At 35.3% G+C, this 19705-nt stretch carries 12 protein-coding genes, 1 tRNA gene and 1 riboswitch; of the genes, 8 read left to right on the forward strand and 5 right to left on the reverse strand.

Annotated elements, in window-relative coordinates:
• Positions 1-6: 6 nt before the first annotated feature.
• On the reverse strand, positions 7-630 hold the full coding sequence (locus HNS38_RS08155; protein WP_172282413.1) for a LysE family translocator: 624 nt from the start codon (positions 628-630) through the stop codon (positions 7-9).
• The gene (locus tag HNS38_RS08160; RefSeq protein WP_172346270.1) at positions 630-2165 is read right to left on the reverse strand and encodes a GH3 auxin-responsive promoter family protein; all 1536 of its coding nucleotides are present in this window, start codon (positions 2163-2165) and stop codon (positions 630-632) included. Before HNS38_RS08160 ends, HNS38_RS08155 begins: the two co-directional genes overlap by 1 nt.
• A gap of 104 nt (positions 2166-2269) precedes the next feature.
• Here HNS38_RS08160 and HNS38_RS08165 point away from each other — a divergent pair, with 104 nt between their 5' ends.
• Both HNS38_RS08165 and HNS38_RS08170 read left to right on the forward strand, forming a co-directional pair.
• Positions 2270-4318 carry a tetratricopeptide repeat protein gene (locus HNS38_RS08165; RefSeq protein ID WP_172282418.1) on the forward strand — a complete coding sequence of 683 codons (2049 nt, stop codon included), beginning with the start codon at positions 2270-2272 and terminating at the stop codon, positions 4316-4318.
• Between the two features lie 175 nt (positions 4319-4493).
• On the forward strand, positions 4494-5255 hold the full coding sequence (locus HNS38_RS08170) for a LytTR family DNA-binding domain-containing protein (RefSeq protein WP_172282420.1): 762 nt from the start codon (positions 4494-4496) through the stop codon (positions 5253-5255).
• Positions 5256-5324: 69 nt separating this feature from the next.
• Here the strand turns inward: HNS38_RS08170 and HNS38_RS08175 are convergent, their stop codons facing one another.
• On the reverse strand, positions 5325-5945 hold the full coding sequence (locus HNS38_RS08175; protein WP_172282421.1) for an HAD family phosphatase: 621 nt from the start codon (positions 5943-5945) through the stop codon (positions 5325-5327).
• Positions 5946-6033: 88 nt separating this feature from the next.
• On the opposite strand from HNS38_RS08175, the gene HNS38_RS08180 reads away from it, so the two are divergent.
• Positions 6034-6110, forward strand: a tRNA-Ile gene (locus HNS38_RS08180).
• Between the two features lie 66 nt (positions 6111-6176).
• Here the strand turns inward: HNS38_RS08180 and HNS38_RS08185 are convergent.
• On the reverse strand, positions 6177-7517 hold the full coding sequence (locus HNS38_RS08185; RefSeq protein ID WP_172282423.1) for a sigma-54 dependent transcriptional regulator: 1341 nt from the start codon (positions 7515-7517) through the stop codon (positions 6177-6179).
• An 836-nt stretch (positions 7518-8353) separates the two neighbouring features.
• Here HNS38_RS08185 and HNS38_RS08190 point away from each other — a divergent pair.
• A complete protein-coding gene (locus HNS38_RS08190; RefSeq protein WP_172346271.1) occupies positions 8354-10906 on the forward strand; it encodes an adenosylcobalamin-dependent ribonucleoside-diphosphate reductase in 2553 nt (850 codons plus the stop codon).
• Positions 10907-11084: 178 nt separating this feature from the next.
• On the opposite strand, the gene HNS38_RS08195 is transcribed toward HNS38_RS08190, so the two are convergent.
• A complete protein-coding gene (locus HNS38_RS08195) occupies positions 11085-12749 on the reverse strand; it encodes a tetratricopeptide repeat protein (RefSeq protein ID WP_216663666.1) in 1665 nt (554 codons plus the stop codon).
• Between the two features lie 77 nt (positions 12750-12826).
• Here HNS38_RS08195 and HNS38_RS20195 point away from each other — a divergent pair, with 77 nt between their 5' ends.
• From HNS38_RS20195 to HNS38_RS08210, 4 genes are all read left to right on the forward strand, one after another.
• On the forward strand, positions 12827-12997 hold the full coding sequence (locus tag HNS38_RS20195; RefSeq protein WP_216663667.1) for a hypothetical protein: 171 nt from the start codon (positions 12827-12829) through the stop codon (positions 12995-12997).
• A gap of 395 nt (positions 12998-13392) precedes the next feature.
• Positions 13393-13501, forward strand: a riboswitch (SAM riboswitch).
• A 133-nt stretch (positions 13502-13634) separates the two neighbouring features.
• Positions 13635-17300, forward strand: coding sequence for a methionine synthase (gene metH, locus HNS38_RS08200; protein WP_253939368.1), 3666 nt, complete (start codon positions 13635-13637; stop codon positions 17298-17300).
• A gap of 71 nt (positions 17301-17371) precedes the next feature.
• Positions 17372-18325 carry a methylenetetrahydrofolate reductase [NAD(P)H] gene (gene metF, locus HNS38_RS08205; protein WP_172282426.1) on the forward strand — a complete coding sequence of 318 codons (954 nt, stop codon included), beginning with the start codon at positions 17372-17374 and terminating at the stop codon, positions 18323-18325.
• A 320-nt stretch (positions 18326-18645) separates the two neighbouring features.
• Positions 18646-19506, forward strand: coding sequence for a mechanosensitive ion channel family protein (locus tag HNS38_RS08210; protein ID WP_172282428.1), 861 nt, complete (start codon positions 18646-18648; stop codon positions 19504-19506).
• Positions 19507-19705: the final 199 nt, after the last annotated feature.

Below are 19705 nucleotides of genomic sequence, written 5' to 3' on the forward strand. Positions count from 1 at the left end.
TTTAGCTTAAAACCAGAAAGCTCTAACCATCAAAGAAATTCCAAATAAAATAAGTCCAATTCCAGCAACACTATTTATTAAAACCAATAGTCTCTCGGTAAGTAAGGGCTTAAGTTTTCCTGCCAAATAGGATTTTAGAGTATCGCTTAGAAATACAGTGATTAGGGTAACGGAGAACATGGTCATGATAGCATGTTCATCCTTTTGGTAATTGGAGGTGAAGGCTACCATGGTGGCCATCCAGAATAACCAAATAAATGGATTGGCCACATTCAGGAAAAATCCTTTAAGTATATAGGTAATGGCTCTGGGGTCTTTTACCTTAATTTCATCGGCTTTTGTTTTTGGTTTTTTTATATAGGTGATAATACCAAAAACAATTAAGATGAGTCCGCTGGCAATTCCAAAAGCCAATTTATTCTTGGGTTGCTCAACCACTTGTATTACCCCTTGAAAACTCAAGAGGACCAAAAATAAATCACTTAAAAACACACCGAAAGCCAAAGCTATTCCTGCTTTGAATCCTCTATTGATACTTGTTTGCACCAAGGCAAGCAAAGCAGGACCAAAGCCAAATAAGGTGGCCAAGGTGATTCCAAGTATTAACCCATCTCTAATTGCGAAGCCCATTAATAACCTTCTTGTTTAAGGAATTCTAGCCAATCTGTTTTTATTTTGTTTTTTAAGACCCGTGGGAATTTATTGGCACCACCTTCTTTTCCGTTTATTTTCATCCATTTAGCGAAAATTTGGGTAGGGATAATTTTTACTGTTACATCTTTAATGGCCTCCATGCGCTCCACTCTATAGTCATCATTTAAGGTGTTTAAATGATTGTCGAGAGCCTCTTTTATAACCTTAGGTTCTACTTGACAATCGGTGCCTACATGCCATTCATGGGCCCAAAGGCTGCCATGCTCCACCCCCATAACCGTAAATTCACCCACCTCAATATCTAAATCTTGTTGAGTGAGTTCCATAGCTCTATTGATATTATCCATTGATAAATGTTCCCCACAAATACTCAAGAAATGTTTTGTTCTTCCAGTGATGATGATTTGGGATTTTTCAACAGAATTAAATTTGACGGTATCTCCAATTAAATATCTCCATGCCCCAGAATTATTAGATAATAGAAGGGCGTATTCCTCTTTATCGTTCACTTGACCTATATGAAGGACTTTGGCATTTGCATTAATATTTCCTTCGTCATCAAAATTCTGGTCATTAAAGGGAACAAATTCATAGAAAATCCCATTATCCAAAATCAGTTTCATACCTAGATCTTCAGGTTGGTTTTGGTAGGCAATATATCCCTCAGATGCTAAATAGCTCTCATTGTATATGATAGGCCTTGCAAAAAGTTTGTCGAAACTCTTTTTGTAGGGAGCAAAAGCTACACCGCTGTGAACGTATACATTGAGGTTTGGCCAAATATCGTGTATGGAATTTAGCTTATGTGTTTCGATAATCCTTTCCAGAATAATTTGTATCCATGCAGGAACTCCTACAATTACGCCTATATCCCATTTGGGAGCTGATTTTACAATCTCGTCCAGCTTAGTAGCCCAATCTCTTTCTTTTGAGATTCTTCTTCCGGGTTTATAAAAGTGCTGAAACCAGAATGGAATATTCCCAGCTGATATGCCACTTAAATCACCTTCCAAATAACTTCCGTTTAGATTTAAGTGTGTGCTGCCCCCAATCATTAGGATTCCTTTTTGGAAAAACTCAATAGGGAAATCATAACGAGAAGCAGATACCAATTGCCTTAGGCTTGCTTTTTTAATAGATTTTAGCATGTCACCAGTAACTGGAATTTGTTTGCTACTGGCTTCGCTGGTGCCAGATGTAAGAGCAAAGTATTTCACCTTGCCAGGCCAACTCACATATGCTTCGCCATTTAGAGAGCGATACCACCAAGCTTGAAACATTTTACTATAATCAAATACAGGTATTGTATTTTGAAAATCCTGAATAGTTTGTTTGGAATGAAGAATTTTTGAAAAATGGTAATGCTCTCCAAAAGCTGTAATTTCGGCTTTTGAAAGTAATTTCTTTAATTCTTTATATTGTATTTCGATGGGTGAAACCTTGGCTTCTCTAAGAGCAGGTCTATCTTTTATTTGATAAGCCTTTTTTATTAATGTCCCTAATAGCGGCATATATTAATTTTTTACAAAAATATTATTTTTCGCGATATAAGGAGTTTTCAAATATCTTATTAATCATTAAAAATTGAGCTTTATTTTTTATAAATTTGATGCACATGATGAAGTGCTTAAAATATCTGTTTTATTTCTGGTTGGTACTTGCTACCATTTTTAATATTAAGGCTGAAAATCCTCAGCAAATGTTAATAGATAGCCTTCATCTAGTCCTAGAAAACCAAGTAGGTACTGAGCATATTCAAACATTACTTTTAATTGCTGATGTTTTTAGTGAATCCAGTAATACTTCGGCTGTAAAATATGCCAATGATGCTTTAAAGTTATCAATTTCCTCATCAGATAAATTGAATATGGCAAACTCCTACATGCGTTTGGCAACTTATTCCTATGTCGGAGAGAATTATGACAAATCCTTAAATTATTCCAATAAAGCATTAAAATATTATAATCAACTAGGAACTCTGGATTGCCTAAGTGCCGTGTATTTAGATATGGCAACTGTTTATAGTAGGCTTGGCCAATTGGATTCTGCTCAATATTTTTCTGAAGTTTCCTTAGAACAAGCTTATCAAATTTATGATACTTTGAATCAAGTAAAATCGCTACGATCTATAGGAAATGTCTATTATAAACAAGGGCAGGCAGACTTAGCACTAAAGCACTTTCATCAGGCACTAGCTTTAAGTAAACATTCAAGCCTTTGTTGCTCTGAGCAAAGTATGCTCTATAATAATTTAGGGGTGTTGTTTTCAGATTGGCAAGAATTTGATAAATCACTAGCTTATTATAGAAAAGCCCTTGAAATAGCTGATTCTTTGGGTTCTGTGGAGGAGTCTAGTAGGTTGTATAATAATATGGGAACCATTTATTGGTATAAAGAGAATAATGATTCGGCCCTTATGTATTACTTAAAAAGTTTGGATTATAGAGAAAAAACAGGCGATAAGAATGGTAAAGCCTATGTTCTGAATAATTTAGGTATGTATTATGGTTCAGTTGAGAAGTACGAAAAGTCATTAGATTATTTTCAGCAATCATTTGTGGTTTTTGAGGAGCTTTTCAATAGGATGGGTACAACTATGACACTTTATAATATTGGATCTGTATATCAGGAATTAAAGGAATTTGATTTGGCTGCGAAGTATTTTCAGGAAAGTTTGAATATTTCACAAGCGCAAGGTTTTGGGGATTATTTGATAGCCAATTACCAGGCTTTAAACGAAGTGTTTTCTGAAAACAAGAAATGGGATAAGGCTTATTTTGCCTTGTTAGGATATAATAGATTAAACGACTCCATAAGAAAAGTTCAGAACATTGATTTAATCAGAAATATTGAGGTGAAGTTTGAAAGGGAAATGAATCAAGCAGACATCTCTATATTGCAAAATGAAATGGAGGCTACAAAAGTAGATAAATTGCAAACAAGAATTTTTATTGCTGGAGCTGTTGTGATTTTGATTTTGGTTATTGGATTGGCTTATTTGATTATTTGGCAGATCAGATCCAGGACCAATTTTGAACATAGTAAATTAACTCCAGCACTCCTTCGTTATCAGCTCAACCCTCAGTTTATAAATAGCAGCCTATCTGGTATCAAAGAGTTGATAGGGAAAAATAGAGTAAAAGAGTCAGGCCTGTTTTTGAGTGGCTTTGCAAGGCTCATTAGAGTCTTTATAGAAACTTCAACAAATAATGCCATCGTACTGGACAAAGAGATAGAAGCCTATCATAGTTTCTTTAAATTGCATCAGCTAAGATACGAGCATGAATTGAAATTTGATATTGATGTTGCAGGACATGTGGAAACCGAAATTTTGGCCATTCCACCATTGATACTATTTCCCATATTTGCCCACGCTATCGATTTTCATTTGAGTCTTGGTGAAGTGCGTATAAAAATAGAAATAGATACAGATGAGAATTATTTGCAGATGAAAGGTGAGATCTATTTGCCATTGTTTAAGGATGAGAATCTAGCAGATCACCAAGATATGAAAAACAGTTTGGTAGAAGTAAAAGAAAGAATAAGGCTTCTGAATAAAACTCTAAAAGATAAGATGAGTTTTGTCTATCGTGAGAACATTGTTGACGAAGGTGCAAAGAAGCATCAATATATGGAATTGTATATTCCTGTGCGACCTATGTAATTAGATTCACATTGGGTGTTTTATAGGGATTTTTTTGTATTTTTGAAGAATATGTTAGTGCGATATTGATGCAGATTATATATGGTTGAATAGTAGGGTGATATGGTTTTGAAGCTATAAGAGTAGAGGAGAATAGTATGATGAAATATTGTTTTATTCAATAAATAGGTTAAGGATGATAAGATGTTTAATAGTTGATGATGAGAGTAAGGCAAGGGAAATTTTGGCAGAAATGTTAAAGTTGTATTGCTCTGAAGTAACCGTTATTGGTCAGGCTCGAAACGTGACCACTGCTTACGAAATGATTAATTCTCTGAAACCAGATTTAGTATTATTAGATATTAAAATGCCGGATGGTAGTGGGTTTGACCTATTAAATAAGTTCAAAAATATTAATTTTAAAGTAGTTTTTATCACCGCTCATGAAGAATATGCCATAAAAGCATTTCGTTTCAGTGCTTTGGATTATTTATTAAAACCTATCGATCCTAGTGACTTGATAAGCGCAGTAGAGAAAATATCTAACTCCAAGGATGTAACCGGAATGAATGATCAATTTGAAACCTTTAAGGATAATTATTATAAAGGAGAGTCCACAAAGGAAAAAAGGATAGTTCTTAGAACTACCGAGAATATCTATATCATTTATTTGAAAGATGTGATTCGCTGTCAGTCCGAGAAGAACTATACTTATTTCTATTTTGCTAATCGAGAGCGGATTATTGTATCAAAAACTTTAAAGGAGTTTGAAGAAATACTGACAGACTACGGATTTATGAGAGTACATCGATCTCACTTAGTTAACCTTAAATATATCGATAGGTTCGATAAGAGTGAAGGAGGATTTTTGATCATGACCGATACAAGTAGAGTGGAGGTTTCGCATCGTAAAAAAGAAGCACTACTCAGTTATATCTATGGTTTAGGTAATATATAAACCTATAGGATTGAAATAATTTATTCTCTTACTATACTTTGATTATAAGTCTAGTAAATTTGAAAAGTCCTAATAATTCACCTTTAGTTTTCCATCCTCAAACATATCTAGAATAGAGTCGTTTTGGATATAATGAGTTTTAATCCCAATATTTTTGGCAGCAAAAATATTGGTTTCCAAATCATCTACAAATAGCGATTCAGACGCCTTTAAGTCATTATTTATTAGCAAGCCCATATAAAATTCAGGTTCTGGCTTTCTCATTCCTTTTTCATGAGAAAACCAAACATCCTCAAAGAGACTTCGAAAGTTGAAATATTCATTTAATTCCTCAATAAATCTCATATAATGTATCTCATTACTATTGGATAGAAGGAAGATTCTATAGTTTCTTCCTATGCTTTTTAACAAGTCAAGCTTTTTGGTATCGAAACCCAATAAGAGCCCACACCAAGCATCGTCTATTTGTTGATCGCTAACATTCTTGGGGATGACTTTACGCAATTCATCTCGAAACACATCGAGTTCTAACTCACCACGCTCCATTTTTTCAAAGGTTTTAGCTTGAATTTGGTGTCCATATAGCTCGTCAAAGTTTTCTACACCTAGTTTTTCAAATGCTATTTTGCTGAGGTTGTGGTTAATATCGTAAATTACCCCACCAAAATCAAAGATGATATTCTTAATCATATTATTCTTGCTTTGTATTTGGCAAATATGTAAATTTGCAGCCGCAATTCCAATAAAAGAGTTGTGTTTTCAAGTTTTACTTGAGAAAGGGCCTATAGCTCAGTTGGTTAGAGTAGCTGACTCATAATCAGTTGGTCCCAGGTTCAAGTCCTGGTGGGCCCACCAACTATAGAACCACTAATTTTAATAGATTAGTGGTTTTTTTTCATTTAAAGAAACCTATAGCTAGCTTTAAGATTTATTCTGCATCATGCGGTAAATAGTAGACTTTCCAATATCTAACTTCTGGGCAACTACCTTTATATCGTCGTTATTCTTTTCTAGGTAATACTCCACTATTTTGGTGTTGTATTCTTTTAGGGTCATTTTTTTATTAAACAAATCATCTAATCCCACGGAGGAATTAAAGCTGATGTCTTCTTCTGTTATTTGATCTTCGGTGCTTAATACCAGCGCTAGTTCTATAATGGCCTTTAGTTCTCTTACATTGCCTGGGAATTGGTAAGCGTTCAGTTTTTTTATGGCCTTAGGAGTTAATTCTTTTTTAGGCATCTCGTTTTCTTTGCAAAACTGCTTAATAAAGAACTTAGAAAGGTAAATGATATCTTGTTCTCTTTGTCTTAGGGGTGGGAGTTCTATAGGTAAGCCTAATAATCGGTAATAAAGGTCTTCTCTGAAATTACCATTCTTAACTTCGGTAGCTAAATTTTTATGAGTAGCCACCATGATTCTGCAGTTGGTCTTTATCACCTTATTGCTTCCAATTCTGGTAAACTCTTCTTCTTGTAAAACTCTTAATAGCTTGGTTTGCATATTAATATCCATGTCCCCAATCTCGTCAAGGAATAATGTTCCGCCATTGGCCTCCTCAAATTTCCCTATTCTTCGTCCTACTGCTCCTGTAAAGGCGCCTTTCTCAAAACCAAACATCTCGCTCTCAATAAGCTCTGCAGGAACAGCGGATACATTGAGAGCAACAAAAGGGCATTTTTTACGTGGAGAGTTAAAATGGATAGCTTTTGCAACCAATTCTTTCCCTGTTCCAGTTTCTCCCATGATGCTCACTGAAATCTTCGTCGCCAGTGCTTTTTGCATCAATTGGTAAACTTTAATCATGGCTGTACTTTTCCCTTTTATCAAATTCCGAAAAACAAATTTATCGTTCAATTCTTGTTCTAAGCGCTCCACTTTTCTTTGTAGTAGAACTCTTTCTCTTATATTGCTAATAACTTTGCGCAAACGTTTGGTTAAATCATTGTCTTTCACCAGATAATCATAGGCTCCGTTTTTTAATAATTCAATAGCGGTTGAAACATCTTGTTGTCCACTAACAATGAGTACTGGCACATGTGGAAGTCGTTCCGTAACTTTTTTGAGCAATTCATCTCCATTGCTATCTGGGAGATGGTAATCTAGGGTTATAAAATCGGGTTCTCTGTCTAGTGCATGAAGTAATGAGCTGCCATCGTAAAATACTTCGATCTCAAAATCAGGATTTAAACTCAGTTCGTAGTTTAATCTTTTAGCAAAGATTTTGTCATCTTCAACAATGAAAATTTTGAATGTTTCCATACTTGTTGTATTTAAGTGGGCTAATTAAGACTTGATTTTATTTCTTTTGCAAAAAATGGAATGTGTATCAAATTGAAACAAATATAGGCATTTATTTCAATTTGGGAAAATTCTAAAATTTATAAAAAACCATATTGATGCTTGGTGGTTATCGAGGAGTGTATTGTTAATGTTGGGAGTTTTGATTTCTCAGAAAAGTAATCTCTTTATTGTTTTTATATTTTAAACAAAGAATTGTGAAAAGCAAAAAAATCATTGGAAATATTTAATAGAAACACTTGTTAAAAAGTTATTAATATTTCCATATTTTGGATTCTTCATAGCCAATGCTTTGAGAACCAAATTTAAAGCAATTGCTATGCCGTAATTGATAAAAACAAATTTATTTTTCAAGAAAATATTTTTTAAAAAATGAAAAAAACGTCAAATAATATTTCTTAAGTGTAGTATATACGGTTGTTATAGAGTTGTTTAAAGAAAAAGAGAAAAAAATAATTTGCAATATTTTGTTTTTGTTTTTCCTGTCATTATCAAGCGCTTAATGGATGTGTAATTTTTAATTAACATAGGAATGTTGATAATAAAAACTGTAAAAGCTAAAGAATTCAGCTTAAATTTGGCTTCACAATGCGGAAAATATAAAGCCGTCACAATCAATATCATTTTGTTTTTTTATTAACTTATTTAATTGCCAACTTAGCATGGAGAAAGATTTGTTTGCCAATTTGGGTGTTGAAACGGGGAATGACACCACTCAAGAAAAAACCGACCTGTATACTAAATTAGAATCTAATAGAAACCGTCCAGACATAAGTGAGCCCAAAGAGGTCTTTACTATGGCAGAAGAAAAGATAGCTGTACCATTACAAGCCTATACTCACGAGGAGGTTTTAAAAGCTGCCACAGAATATTTCAAAGGAGATACACTTGCTGCAGGAGTTTGGATGAATAAATATGCTTTAAAGAATTCCGAGGGAGATGTTTTTGAAAAAAACCCTGAGCAGATGCATCGTCGAATTGCTTCTGAGATAGCTCGCGTAGAGAAGAAATATCCAAATCCGATGTCTGAGGAGACTATTTTTGAGCTTCTGGATAGGTTTAAATATATTATTCCAGCTGGAAGTCCTATGGCAGGAATTGGTAATAATCTGCAAGTTTCAAGTTTGTCAAATTGTTTTGTGATTGGTAACGATGGTGAATCTGATAGTTATGGTGGTATCATGAAGATAGATCAAGAGCAGGTTCAGTTGATGAAGCGTAGAGGAGGAGTTGGTCATGACTTGTCTCATATTCGTCCTGCAGGTTCCAAAGTAAAAAACAGTGCTTTGACCTCTACCGGTATTGTTCCTTTTATGGAGCGTTACTCTAATTCAACTCGTGAAGTTGCTCAAGATGGACGAAGAGGAGCTTTAATGTTAAGTATTTCTGTAAAACACCCCGATACAGAAAAATTCATCGATGCTAAGATGGAGCAAGGTAAAGTGACAGGAGCAAATGTCTCTGTCAAAATTGATGATGATTTTATGCAGGCTCTCAAGGAAAACAAACCTTATCGTCAGCAATATCCAATCGAATCTGAGAATCCTAAAGTGGCTAAAGATGTTGATGCTAAAGGATTGTGGGATAAGATTATTCATAACGCTTGGTCTTCTGCAGAACCAGGTATCTTGTTCTGGGATACAGTGATTAAAGAATCTGTACCTGATAGTTATGCTGATATGGGATTTAAAACCGTATCTACCAACCCATGTGGTGAGATTCCACTTTGTCCTTATGATAGCTGTCGTCTTCAGGCCATCAATTTGTATAGTTATGTGGATCAGCCATTTACTGACCAAGCAAAATTCAACACAGAGAAATTTATCAAGCACGTTCATTATGCTCAAAGAATGATGGATGATGTGATTGATTTAGAGATAGAAAAAGTGGATGCTATTATTGCAAAGATTGATAGTGATCCAGAAACAAAGGAAGTAAAAAGAGTAGAAAAAAACCTTTGGGAAAATATTAAACGTAAAACTATTGAAGGTCGTCGTACTGGACTAGGGATAACAGCTGAAGGTGATATGTTGGCTGCTTTAGGTATGCGTTATGGTTCTGATGAAGCGATTAAGTTTTCAACAGAAATTCACCAGCTTTTAGCCACAGAGGCTTATAGAAACAGTGTTAACTTAGCAAAAGACCGTGGCGCTTTCCCTATCTTTAATTATGATAGAGAAGCCAATAACCCTTTTATTAAAAGAATAGGGGAGTCAGCTCCTGAGGTTTTGGAGCAAATGAAAGAACATGGCCGAAGAAATATTGCCATTTTAACCATAGCTCCAACGGGTAGCGTGAGTATTTGTACTCAAACCACTTCTGGTATAGAGCCTGTTTTCTTGGTGTCTTATAAGCGAAGGAAAAAAGTAAATCCTAATGATAGGAATGTAACTGTAAGTTTCGTAGACGAGATTGGCGATAGTTGGGAAGAATATAATGTATTCCACCCTAAGTTTTTGAAATGGTTGACAGTAAAGGGTTATGATACAGATGTAGTAAAGGCATATGATGATGCCGAGTTACAAAAGTTAATTGATATCTCTCCATATAGTAAAGCTACCTCTAATGATATTGATTGGGTAGCAAAAGTAAAAATGCAAGGTGCTATTCAGAAATGGGTAGATCATTCCATCAGCGTCACCGTAAACCTCCCTTCTGATGCTACAGAAGAGTTGGTGAGTAACGTATACCAGACAGCTTGGGAAGCAGGTTGTAAAGGAATGACGATTTATCGTGATGGTTCTCGTTCTGGAGTTTTAGTTTCTAATGATAAAAAAGAAGAGGATGATTCTACTTTTAAAGAAACTCAAGCCCCAACACGTCCTAAAAGATTACAATCTGATATATTGCGTTTCCAAAATGACTATGAGAAGTGGATTGCTGTTGTAGGATTATTAGATGGGAAACCTTACGAGGTGTTTACCGGAAAAGCAGATGATTTCTATTTACCACCTTGGGTGCATAATGGTGAGGTTATTAAATATAAAAAAGAAGGGGAACGTGCTCGTTACGATTTCCAATTCTCCGACAAACAAGGGTATAAGGTAACTATTGAAGGTTTAAGTAGAAGTTTTGACAAGACATTCTGGAACTATGCTAAACTGATTTCCGGAATTCTACGTCACGGAATGCCTTTATACCAAGCAGTAGATTTAATTTCCAATTTAACTTTTGATACAGAAAGTATAAATACCTGGAAGAACGGTGTAGTTAGATCTTTAAAAAAGTATATACCTGATGGAACTAGTGCAGCCAAAAACAAGTGTCCAGAGTGCGACGTGCCCGATGGTCTAGTTTATAAAGAAGGTTGTTTAACATGTAAGCATTGTGGTTATTCAAAATGTGAATAATAACGATTAAAATAAATAGAAAAGCCTCATTCATAATTTATTGGATGAGGCTTTGTTTTATTAGTATAGACAGGGTCACAATAAGAAGTATGAGGAGAGCTTTTTTTGTATAGGTCATGAAATGTATGTAAACCTCGTTACCATGCAATCATTCACATTAGGTAGGCGCCTATCAATACTAAAGCACTTGGGCTTTTCTGGCAGCTTCAATTCTATTTCTTACATCCAATTTGGTGAAAATATTTCGAGTATGGGTTTTTACTGTGGAAACAGAAACGAATAGCTTCTCAGCAATCTCATCATTCTTCAAACCTTTGGAGATTAATAAAAGCACTTCTATTTCTCGTTCTGATAGACCGTATTCTTCTACATTTTTGTAGAAGATGCTTCTTTCATCCTCCTCACTTTCATTCTCGTTTTGGCTCTCGTATTCCTCTATTCTTTGAATATATTCTTGAATATCATAACGCATTTGTTCTACTATTAATCTATTATTCCTACGGCGTAAACGAGAAATAACAATAAACACCGATACTGTAATTAATAAGAAGCCAATGGTTAATAATTGAATGATGTTTTGGGACTTCTGAAGTTTTGCTTTGGTTTGGTAGTTTTGAATTTCTTTGTCTTGGATTTCCTTTTTATAAATGCTTTCTAATGAGGCTATATTTCTTTTGGTTTCCTCACTACGAATACTATCTCTTAGCGTGATAACTGTTTGAAAGCTTTCTAAAGCCAAACGATAGTCTGTAGCTTGAATATAATGATCAGATAAGGCTTGATAAGCTTTGATGCTGATCTCGGGAGTCTCTATATTCTGAGCAATTTCTAGCCCTTTTTGAATGTTTTCGAGAGCTAAGCTTGGCTGTTGTAAATGATCGTAATTGATTCCTGAATTAATATAGGCATTACTCAGGTATCGCTGAACCTTGTATTCTATTAATTTAGGAAATGCTTTTTGAAAGTATTCGTTGGAAGTGATATAATCCCCTTGTTTTTGATAAAGCATGGCCAAATTATAATAATCCACAGAGTAGTCTGCTTTATAATTTCTTTTTAAACCAATCACTAAAGCTTCGGAATAATAATAAAGTGCAGAGTCGTATCGCTCTGTGAGCATAAATGCTTCACCTATATTGCTGAGATCGTAATTGATACCTCGCTGATTTCCATTCTTTTTTTCCAGAGCTAATGCTTCTCGGAAATAGACCATGGCTTTATCGTATTGTTCAATATTGACAAAGACATTCCCGATTCCATTGAGTGAAATGGCAATGTTTTTTTCATTATTGATGGAGCGAGCCATTTTTAATGCCTCTAGATAATATTTCATGGCTTCTTGCTCATGATTAAGCTTTCTCAATACTACGCCTAAATTATTCAAGCACCTTAAAGTACCAAAAGTATCTACTACTTGCCTGTAATAATTTAAGGATTTCATGTGTTCAGTTAGAGACTCTTGAAAATTAGAATGGTATCTAAAATTTAATCCTTTTCTGTCATGACCATATGCTAAGCCTTCTTTATAGTCTAGATTTTCGGCCATAAATATTGCTGTGTCTAATATATCAAAACGAATAGGACGGGCTTTTAGTGATTTCCTATAAATATTCAATAAGACATCGACTCTTGATTTGGTATTTGGAAGTGATAAGGCAGCATCGTAAATAGAATCTATTTGTTCTGCTTTAAGTTTGGTGTCAAGAATCTCATTGAAAGGCAAAGAGTAATCAGTAGTATTGACCTCTTTATCCTCACAGGAATAAAGGCTAAGTAGTAAGGATAAAATCAATAAGACATTTCTTCCTAGAATTGGCATAATGCTAAAAGTGTTACATGTCATTTAAGATGGCTAAATTAGGAAATAATATGATATCCCTTAGATTCCATTCGAAGCTTAATATTTAAAAGGTTTTAATAATGTATTTAAGTCAAGAGTTTTGGAATCTAGGCTCTACAGGTAAGTCCCATGCTTTTGTTAGTCCACAGATTTCTAATGACCTAGGCTTAGTAAACTCACTGAAAGTAATTAACACAGATTACCAACAGAGTGTAGCTTTGCTGAACTCTGTTGGGAGAAATAATCCGTGAAAATGAGTGGGATTAACAGACAGTTTTTCTTTTTTTTAAATAATCTCTGATTTTTTAAATATAATGATAAGCATGAATTTGCCCTGCTAGGTTTTGTTGCATGCCAGCTTTATTATAATTTAGATTTGTTTGATGTAGACCTTTTCTGTTAAATCACTCCTAAATTTCAAGTACATAAGCCCATTTTCAAAAAATAATTATCTTTGCAGCAGAATTCAAATATTCCTTTCAAAAAATGGGTTTATGAATTTTAGTCAACAAGGCTTTGATAAGAAATTGTTAAAGACGAGACTTTCGAAATATTGATTATTTTGAGTTTACATTGGTAAATGATGAATAAGCAATTTGAGAGTAACGAAGTATTTGACTTTTTCTTAAATCCATTAGGTTTGTTTGATTTATAAAGAAGAGTGAAGAGATCAGGCTCCGAGAAGCTCTGGCAACCTGCCTCAACAGCAAGGTGCCAATACCTGATTTCGGGAAAATCCCGGAAGATTATAAATGAATAAACTTTGTTTCATGTATAAACGAATGCAAATTTTCATCTAAAGAAACATCGCCTATTAATGATGTATTTCTGATGTCCTTATGAGAACGATTTCTCATGACTGCTCGTGCTATATGCAAAACAAAGATAATGCTTGAGGTTATGAATGTAAAAGAAGAATTAAAAAAGAGAATACTAGTATTGGACGGTGCTATGGGTACCATGATACAAAAACATAAATTTACCGAGGAGGACTATCGAGGAGAGCTATTTAAAAATTGGCATTCTAATCTTAAAGGGAATAACGACCTTTTATGTTTGACTCAACCAGAAGTGATTAAAAATATTCATAAAGAGTATTTAGCGGCCGGAGCCGATATTTTAGAGACCAATACTTTCAATGGAACCTCCATTTCCATGGCAGATTACGATATGGAGAAATATGTGAGAGACATTAATTTAGCTGCAGCCCGAATTGCCAAAAGCGCAGCCGATGAATTCACAAAACAGAATCCTCTAAGACCTCGTTTTGTAGCTGGTGCTGTTGGTCCAACCAATAAAACTACAAGTCTTTCACCCGATGTGAACAATCCAGCTTTTAGGGCGGTGAGTTTTGATGAAATGAAGACTTCCTATTATGAGCAATGTGAAGCTTTGATGGATGGTGGTGTTGATGTTTTCCTATTGGAAACTATTTTCGATACCCTAAATGCCAAAGCGGCTTTGATGGCCATGGAGGAGCTTTTCGATGCAAAAGGTAAAAGAATTCCTGTGATGATAAGCGGCACCATTACCGATAATAGCGGTCGTACTTTGAGTGGACAAACCGTAGAGGCTTTCTTCGATTCTTTGACTCATATCGATATTCTGAGCATTGGATTTAACTGTGCTTTTGGAGCTGAACAAATGAGACCTTATTTAGCGGAATTGTCAAATAATAGCCATATTCCTGTAAGTGTGTATCCCAATGCGGGTTTGCCCAATCAGTTTGGGGAATACGACGAGAGTCCTGAGAAAATGGGTATTCACATGAAAGACTTTTTAGATAGCGGATTTGCCAATATCATTGGAGGATGTTGTGGTACTACTCCAGCGCATATTGCTGAAATGGCTCGATATGCTCAAGAAACTCAAGTACGAAAATCGGCTACTCAAGATAAATTTACCCATTTAAGTGGCTTGGATGCCCTAAAGATAACTCCTGAAATCAATTTTGTAAATATTGGAGAACGAACCAATGTGGCTGGAAGTATCAAATTTGCAAGACTCATCAGAGAGAAGAAATATGAGGAGGCCCTCACTGTTGCTGTCGACCAAGTAGAAGGAGGCGCTCAGATATTGGATATTTGCATGGATGATGCCATGCTCGATGCAGAACAAGAAATGACTACTTTTCTTAATTTGATGGCTTCGGAACCAGAAATTGCTCGTCTTCCCTTTATGATTGATAGTTCTAAATGGTCCGTGATAGAAGCTGGTCTGAAATGTGTGCAAGGAAAAGCCATTGTAAACTCCATCAGTTTGAAGGAGGGAGAGGAGGTTTTCTTAAAACATGCCGCAAAAGTTAGAAAATACGGAGCAGCAGTAGTGGTGATGGCTTTTGACGAAGAAGGACAGGCAGATACTTTGGACAAGCGAAAACGAGTTTGTAAACGAGCCTACGATTTGTTAGTGGAGAAAGTAAACTTCCCTCCTCAAGATATCATCTTCGATCCCAATGTACTGACTATTGGAACCGGATTAGAAGAGCATGCCAATTATGCCATCGATTTCATTGAAACCATCAAATATATTAAGCAAGAATTGCCATTGGCGAAAGTGAGTGGAGGGATTTCTAACCTGTCTTTTTCCTTCCGTGGACATCAAGAGGTGAGAGAAGCCATGCATGCTGCTTTCCTTTATCATGCCATTCAAGCTGGATTAGATATGGGAATAGTAAATCCAGCCCTGCTGCAAGTTTATGATGAGGTAGAGCCTGAACTTCTGAAAAAAGTGGAGGATGTTATATTTAACCGCTCCGCTGATGCTACCGATGAATTGGTGATATATGCCGAAAGTATTAAGAATAGAGGAGGTGAGCATAAAGAAAAGAAGCAAAAAGAGTGGAGAAGCTTAGCCGTGAACGAGCGATTGAGTCATTCTTTGGTGAAAGGAATTACAGAGTTTTTAGAAGAGGATTTAGAAGAATCTCGTCAGCAATTCGACTTTTCATTAAACCTAATCGAAGGCCCTTTAATGGATGGTATGAATGAAGTTGGTCAGCTTTTTGGAAGTGGAAAAATGTTCCTTCCTCAGGTGATTAAGTCGGCTCGAGTAATGAAAAAAGCTGTGGCATATTTGCTTCCTTATATTGAAGCTGAAAGTACCGGCTTGTCTACCTCTGCAGGAAAAGTTTTAATGGCTACCGTAAAAGGCGATGTTCATGATATTGGAAAAAATATAGTGGGCGTTATTCTTTCTTGTAATAATTACGAAGTGATTGATTTGGGCGTGATGGTGCCTATGGATAAAATCCTCCAAATCGCAAAAGAAGAAAAGGTAGACGTGATAGGATTGAGTGGATTAATTACTCCTTCCTTAGAAGAGATGGTGAGCATTGCAGAAGAAATGCAACGGTTAGAATTAAATATTCCCATACTCATTGGTGGTGCCACTACTTCAGAAATTCATACAGCAGTTAAAATAAGTCCAGCTTATAATCAGCCTGTGATTCATGTGAAAGATGCTTCTTTATCTGTTGGCGTTTTATCTCATTTGCTTTCTCCTTCAAAGAAAGAACAATGGCTAGAAGAGGTGGAAGCTAAATATGAGGCTACCAGACAACGATATGAAAAGCGTCATAAAGAAAAAAAATATGTGAGTCTGGAGAAGGCCAGAACACAGAAACCAAAGGTAACTTTTTCCAAAGAAAATATTGTGGAACCAAAGCAGTTGGGAAGTTTTCATCTGGGTGATTTCCCTTTGCAAGATATTGTAAAATATATCGATTGGACTTTCTTCTTTCAAGCTTGGAGAATACCAGGGAAATATCCCGAGATCTTTGAGCATCCTGAAAAAGGAGAGGAGGCATCGAAGCTATTTGCCGATGGACAAAAAATGCTGAAGCAGATTATTGAGGAAAAATGGTTGAGAGCCGAAGCTGTATATGGTTTATATGCGGCAAATAGCCAAGAGGAGCAAGTTGAAATTTATACGGATGCTTCTAAAAAAGAAGTCTTAGAGCAATTCGAGTTTTTGAGAAATCAAGAAGAACGAGATGAGCCCAACTATTCATTGGCAGACTATATTGCATCTAAAGATAGTGGCTTGACGGATTATTTAGGTCTATTTGCAGTAACAGCTGGAATAGGAATTGAGAAAAAGTTGGAGGAGTTTGAAAAAGATCATGATGACTATTCTCAAATTATGCTAAAAATACTCGCCGACAGATTGGCTGAAGCATTAGCAGAACTATTGCATCACAAAGTGAGATTGGAAAACTGGGGATATGCACCAGAGGAGGATTTTGATATCAGCACCATCCTCAAAGAAACTTATCAAGGTATACGACCCGCACCAGGCTATCCTGCTTGTCCTGACCATTCGGAAAAAGAAAAGATTTTCCGTTTGTTAGAAGCCAGAGAGAAAGCTCAAATTGAGTTAACAGAAAGTTATGCCATGTATCCAGCTGCTTCGGTAAGTGGTTATTATTTTGCCCATCCTGATAGTAGATATTTCATGGTGAATAAAATACAAGAAGACCAAGCCACAGCTTATGCTGAAAGAAAAGGAATGAGTTTGGAAGATTTAAAGAAATTATTGAATCAGAATGTGTAAAAGCTCGAAGCTAGGAGTAACACAACTCTCCTGAGTTGTGTTCATACTTTGAATATATAAATAAGAAGAAAATGAAAGTAATAGATCATATAAATAAGTCAGATAAAACATTATTCTCTTTCGAATTATTGCCACCATTGAAAGGGGAGCATTTTGAGCATATAGAGGGAAAAATCAATCAACTATTGGAGTTTAATCCCAGTTATATCAATATCACTTACCATCAACAGGAAGTAGAATACGAAACCTTGAGTAATGGCCTTTTGAAGAAAAGAACAGTGCGTAAGCGCCCTGGGACAGTTGGTATTTCTGCGGCCATTCAATACAAAACTCAAATTGACGTGGTTCCCCATTTAATATGTGGAGGTTTCACCAAGGAAGACACGGAGAATGCGCTAATCGATTTACACTTTTTGGGCATCGATAATCTCCTTCTTTTGCGTGGAGACCCACCTGCGACTCAAAAATTCTTTAAACCAGAACCAGAGGGAAATGCCTATGCTGTTGATTTAGTAAAGCAAGTAAAAAACATGAATAATGGAATTTACTTAGATGAGAATCTGATGAATAATCATCCCTCTGATTTTTGTATTGGAGTAGCAGGTTATCCAGAAAAACATCCTGAAGCAGCCAACCGCCCATCGGACTTAAGATATTTAAAGGACAAAGTAGATGCTGGAGCCGATTATATTATTACTCAGATGTTTTTCGATAATAAGAAATTTTTCCGTTTTGTGGAGCAATGCAGAGCTGCTGGAATCACTGTGCCTATCATTCCAGGCTTAAAACCCTTTAGCTCCAAAAAGCAATTGCTCACCTTGCCTCAGATTTTCCATATCGATCTTCCAGATCAACTGGTTAACTCTTTGGTGAAATGTAAAACCAATGCCGAGGTTTATGAAGTAGGAATCGAATGGGGAATACAGCAAAGTAAGGAGTTGATAGAATATGGTATTCCAGCCCTTCACTTTTATACTATGGGAAAAGCTGATAATATTTGCCGTATTGCTAAGGAGATATTTTAAACTGATTTAGTGTCGAGACTCCTCCTTTTTTTGTTTTATCTTATCATTATAGTTTTACTAAATCAAGAAAATATTTAGCAAATATTATATTTTCAAGATTATAATATTGGCTAAGGGATTTAAAAAGAACTTATCTTTGGTTGGCATTGTTAAGTATGGGATGCATAGAAATGCTAACTGTAGCTAATTTGATAGTTTCATATGGTCATTTAGTTAAAAGCTAATTGTATAGACAATAATTGTAAGGGAATTTATTTTGAAAATAAGGGTCTGTAAATGATGATTAGAATTTGACCTTTGGTTAAAAACAAAAAGATAACATGAATGCAATTAAGGATTTTTTGGAATTCGACCTTTATAATCTAGGGGAGTATAAAATAGAGGTTTATACCTTAGTAACCATTTTGCTTATAGCTTTGGTCACCAGGTTCATACTTTGGTTAATAAAGAAAGCACTTGACCGAAAAAATAAATTTAATAAACTAGATAAAGGGAATACCTATGCATTATTTCAAATCATTAAATATGTGATTTGGGTGATTGCCATTGGATTGATTTTAGAGACCATAGGAATAAAGGTAACGGTGTTGATAGCTGGGTCTGCTGCGCTATTAGTAGGGATTGGATTAGGTTTACAGCAAACATTCAACGATGTGATATCAGGTATTATATTGCTCTCAGAAAAATCAATAAAAATTGATGATGTCCTACAAATCGATGGTGATGTGGTGAAGATTCAGAGCATAGGCCTACGAACATCTAAAGGCTTAAATACGGATGATATTTCTATCATTATTCCCAACTCCCTAATTACGACCAATAAAGTCATAAACTGGAGTCATCAAACTAAGAAAACTCGATTTAGAATTGATGTAGGTGTAGCCTATGGCTCCGATGTGGGTTTAGTGATAAAAACTTTAGAAGAAAGCGCATTTGAACATCCAGATGTAACAGATAGAGAGCTGACTGAGGCCAGACTAGTGAATTTTGGAAATTCCTCATTAGATTTTCAGGTTTTGTTTTTTAGTAAAAACATATACCGAATCAATAAAGTTAAGAGTGATATTAGAAGAATTATTAATCAAAAGTTTTCTAAAAATAACATTTTGATACCCTTTCCTCAAATGGACTTGCACTTTAAATCAAATTTTCCAGAAGTATTGAATAGGGATGGAGAATAAAATATTTTCATTACTAAGACTTTAACTCTAAAGGGTGCTAAAGTAATGGAGCCCTTTGTGGTTAAGCAAATTATTCTTAAATTTGGTATTCGAATATAAGTTGAATCCTTGGAAGTTTATTCTTTAAAATTACTCAAAAACAACGGGTCAAGTTAATTTTTATGGGGACTACGAAAAAAGCTTTGATAATCTAAAGAGG

This window comes from Lentimicrobium sp. L6, assembly GCF_013166655.1.
GTDB lineage: Bacteria > Bacteroidota > Bacteroidia > Bacteroidales > UBA12170 > UBA12170.

Coding starts and splice junctions, on each gene's coding strand:
- HNS38_RS08210 (WP_172282428.1), top strand. CDS start 18,646: ATGAATGCAATTAAGGATTTTTTGGAATTCGACCTTTATAATCTAGGG.
- HNS38_RS08160 (WP_172346270.1), bottom strand. CDS start 2,165: ATGCCGCTATTAGGGACATTAATAAAAAAGGCTTATCAAATAAAAGAT.
- HNS38_RS08170 (WP_172282420.1), top strand. CDS start 4,494: ATGATAAGATGTTTAATAGTTGATGATGAGAGTAAGGCAAGGGAAATT.
- HNS38_RS08190 (WP_172346271.1), top strand. CDS start 8,354: ATGGCAGAAGAAAAGATAGCTGTACCATTACAAGCCTATACTCACGAG.
- HNS38_RS20195 (WP_216663667.1), top strand. CDS start 12,827: ATGTATTTAAGTCAAGAGTTTTGGAATCTAGGCTCTACAGGTAAGTCC.
- HNS38_RS08175 (WP_172282421.1), bottom strand. CDS start 5,945: ATGATTAAGAATATCATCTTTGATTTTGGTGGGGTAATTTACGATATT.
- metH (WP_253939368.1), top strand. CDS start 13,635: ATGCTTGAGGTTATGAATGTAAAAGAAGAATTAAAAAAGAGAATACTA.
- HNS38_RS08165 (WP_172282418.1), top strand. CDS start 2,270: ATGATGAAGTGCTTAAAATATCTGTTTTATTTCTGGTTGGTACTTGCT.
- HNS38_RS08155 (WP_172282413.1), bottom strand. CDS start 630: ATGGGCTTCGCAATTAGAGATGGGTTAATACTTGGAATCACCTTGGCC.
- HNS38_RS08185 (WP_172282423.1), bottom strand. CDS start 7,517: ATGGAAACATTCAAAATTTTCATTGTTGAAGATGACAAAATCTTTGCT.
- metF (WP_172282426.1), top strand. CDS start 17,372: ATGAAAGTAATAGATCATATAAATAAGTCAGATAAAACATTATTCTCT.
- HNS38_RS08195 (WP_216663666.1), bottom strand. CDS start 12,749: ATGACATGTAACACTTTTAGCATTATGCCAATTCTAGGAAGAAATGTC.